Consider the following 3,035-nt stretch of genomic DNA (forward strand, 5'->3'; position numbering starts at 1 on the left):
GTTTGAGCTTGTCGTAGCAGTCGACCATCCGCTCCCGGTCGTCCAGCAGCATGCCGGCCAGCGCCCGCCAGGTCATCACCGGCGGCGCTGGCCGCGCGAGGGCCCGCCGCGCTGGTCGCGGCCGTGCGGGAGCTGGAGTCGGCCCGCGGGCCGGTGTCCGGCAAGCCGCATGACGACGCCACCGTGGCCTGGGGACGCCTGGACGGCTAGACCCGTCCGGGCCTCGCTCAGTGCCGCGCCCCCCGGGGACGGCCGGGCACCTGGGGCGCGGGGCCGACCAGGGAGTGTCGCCCGCAGTCATCGGAGCGGGCTGATCGGCCACGCTGCTGATACCTTGATCGCAGGCGCACGATCATGAAACAATTCGATAACAGGATACAACCGGATATTGGGGGTCGTCGCCCATGATCCGCGAGCCGATCGAGCGGCCCTAGGATGCGCGACGACGAGCTGGACGAGGCGTTCGAGCTCGGGCGGACGTGCGCGCTGGCCGCCGAATGCGGCAGAGATTTGCGACGGTGCGCGGAGATGTACGGCGGGCTGTTCCCCGCGGCGGCCTTCGACGCGGAGTGTTACAACGCCCTCACCCTCACCATGGCCTTCAGCGCGCCCTGGGCCGGCGCCGACCGCCTGAAGGTGGTCAACAGGGCCGCCCTGTGGGTGATGGCCGTCGACCGGCTGGTCAACCACACCGCGATCACCCGCGAGCAGGTCGACCGCGTGGTCCGCGAGTGCCTGTCCGTCGCCGACGGCGCCGTGCCCCGGTCGGCGGCCACCCGCTTCCTCGCCGACCTGCGCGACGAGCTGGCCACCGCCGGGGGGTTCGGCGAGCTGCGGTGGCTCTGGCGCGACCAGCTCGCCAGGATGCTGGCGTGCATGGTCAGGGCGTGGGTGTGGCGCGACAGGGACGCCGTGCCGACGCTGGAGCGGTACCTCGACAACGCCGACAGCCGCGGCTCGTGCTTCGTCGACCTGTCGCACTGGATTTACACCGCCGACCGCTGGGCCAGGGCGCACCTGGAGGATCTGCGGGACGTCAGCAGGCTGGTCCAGCGCTATCTGCACCTTCTCGGCGACGTCACCTCCTACCGCAAGGACGTCAGCTGGGGCGACTTGAACGTGCTGTCCCTCGGCGTCAGCAGCACCGAGGTGAGCGACGCGATGGCCGGGCTGGCGCGTGAGGCGGCGGGCCTCATCGAGCCGGTACGGGAGCGCAGCCCGCGCACCGCCACCTACCTGCGAAGACAGATCGGCTTCACCGCCGGTATCAGCGGAATTTCGGACTTCGACCGGACAGCGTAAAAGACTTGTCGGATTCCTTGACAAGCGAGCTTGACACTGGCCGGGCAGTATCGGCGAATAAGGGTGTTATGGGCAACAAACCGTGACATTTTGTTTCTTGTAAAAGCTTGCGGCTTGAGAGGAAAATGTGGCGTTGCTAGGGTGTCTCGATGCCAGGCATGTGGATCGACCTCCTCAACGCGCCTTGACAGGTACCACTGACCACGGCACCACAAGGGCGGGGTTGTGCATACGCGGGAGATGTACGGGCGGTGCTGGATGGAATTCGGTCATACTGACCGTTGGCGGCTTCCCACGGCGATCAAGATTCTGATCGCCGGGGGCTTCGGCGCGGGGAAGACCACCATGGTCGGAGCCGTGTCCGAGACCCGGCCCCTGCGCACGGAAGAGGCGCTCACCCATATCGGGGCGCACATCGACGACCTGGCAGGCGTCGAGCGCAAGCTCACCACCACCGTGGCCATGGACTTCGGCCGCATCACGATCCGCAACGACTACATGCTCTACCTGTTCGGCACCCCCGGCCAGGAACGGTTCTGGTTCGTGTGGGACGAGCTGGCCGTGGGCGCGCTCGGCGCCGTGGTGCTGGCCGACACCCGCCGCCTCGACGACTGTTTCCCCTCCGTCGACTATTTCGAGAAGCGCGACCAGCCGTTCATCGTGGCGCTCAACTGCTTCGACGGCAGCAGGCCCTTCACCGTCGGAGAGGTGCGCTCGGCGATCGGCCTGGAGCCGGACGTCCCCATCGTGCTCTGCGACGCCCGCAAGCGCGACTCCGGCCGGGAGGTGCTCATCACGCTGATGGAGCACGCGATCCGCAGGGGCGTCTCCCCGGTCGGGACCATGTCGTGACCATGACCGGCTACCTTTGACCGGTGGAGGAAATCGACCGCCGGATCGTCACGCTGCTGGCCCGCGACGGCCGCATGAGCTTCACCGATCTGGCCAGGGAGACCGGGCTCTCGGTCTCGGCCGTGCACCAGCGCGTACGCAGGCTGGAGAAGCGAGGAGTCGTCCGCGGATACGCCGCGATCATCGACCACGACGCCGTCGGGCTGCCGATGACCGCTTTCGTGTCGATCAAGCCGATCGACCCTGCCGCCCCCGACGACGCCCCCGATCGGCTGGCGCACCTGACGGCCATCGAGGCGTGCCACAGCGTGGCGGGTGACGAGAGCTACATCCTGAAGGTCCGCGTGGCCTCGCCGGTGGCGCTCGAGGACCTGCTGCAGCAGATCCGCGCCTCGGCCAACGTCTCGACCCGCACGACGGTCGTGCTGAGCACCCCCTACGAGCACCGCGCCCCCGAGCTGGCCGACGAGTCCGGCGCGGGCCACGAGCGCACCGGCTGACCCCGTCCGGCCCGCCCCGTCCGGGGGGTCGCGTGGGTCTCTCGTCGGCGAGGCACGCCAGGGGAGCCGGAGATCGGCGCCTCCTGGGCAAGCGTGGCCGATGATGTGAACGTGTCCCGTTCGGGTGCGGGACGTGGCGGGGAATGCGAGGCGGACGATGGGGGAGCCCGGATGGCGGGGTCTCCGTCGCCGCGCCCGCCGCGCCTCGAACCCGCCGCACGCCGACCCTCTGCACGCCGACCCTCTGCACGCTGATCGGCCGCACACCGGAGCAGCGCCCGCCGGGTCGTCGCATGGGGATCCGCCGCGAAGTGGCAGGTGGCGCGTCCGTCTGGGCGACCGGAAGGGGCGCGGGGGCCGGCCGGGCGACGGTAAGGGGCG

The 3,035-nt window shown here is 69.7% G+C and carries 3 protein-coding genes; all 3 read left to right on the forward strand.

Translation table 11 applies throughout. The annotated features are described in order from the left end of the window. Positions 1–435: 435 nt before the first annotated feature. The 3 genes from E1292_RS49965 to E1292_RS49975 all read left to right on the forward strand — a co-directional run bounded on the left by E1292_RS49965 (position 436) and on the right by E1292_RS49975 (position 2,654). Positions 436–1,302 (forward strand): terpene synthase family protein, encoded by an 867-nt coding sequence (locus E1292_RS49965; protein ID WP_132606808.1) that lies wholly within the window; start codon positions 436–438, stop codon positions 1,300–1,302. A gap of 258 nt (positions 1,303–1,560) precedes the next feature. Continuing rightward, the gene (locus E1292_RS49970) at positions 1,561–2,154 is read left to right on the forward strand and encodes a GTP-binding protein (RefSeq protein WP_132606809.1); all 594 of its coding nucleotides are present in this window, start codon (positions 1,561–1,563) and stop codon (positions 2,152–2,154) included. A 23-nt stretch (positions 2,155–2,177) separates the two neighbouring features. Beyond that, positions 2,178–2,654 carry an Lrp/AsnC family transcriptional regulator gene (locus E1292_RS49975; protein ID WP_132606810.1) on the forward strand — a complete coding sequence of 159 codons (477 nt, stop codon included), beginning with the start codon at positions 2,178–2,180 and terminating at the stop codon, positions 2,652–2,654. Positions 2,655–3,035 lie beyond the last annotated feature (381 nt).

The organism is Nonomuraea deserti, from assembly GCF_004348685.1.
GTDB classification, from domain to species: domain Bacteria; phylum Actinomycetota; class Actinomycetes; order Streptosporangiales; family Streptosporangiaceae; genus Nonomuraea; species Nonomuraea deserti.

Coding starts and splice junctions, on each gene's coding strand:
- E1292_RS49965 (WP_132606808.1), top strand. CDS start 436: ATGCGCGACGACGAGCTGGACGAGGCGTTCGAGCTCGGGCGGACGTGC.
- E1292_RS49970 (WP_132606809.1), top strand. CDS start 1,561: ATGGAATTCGGTCATACTGACCGTTGGCGGCTTCCCACGGCGATCAAG.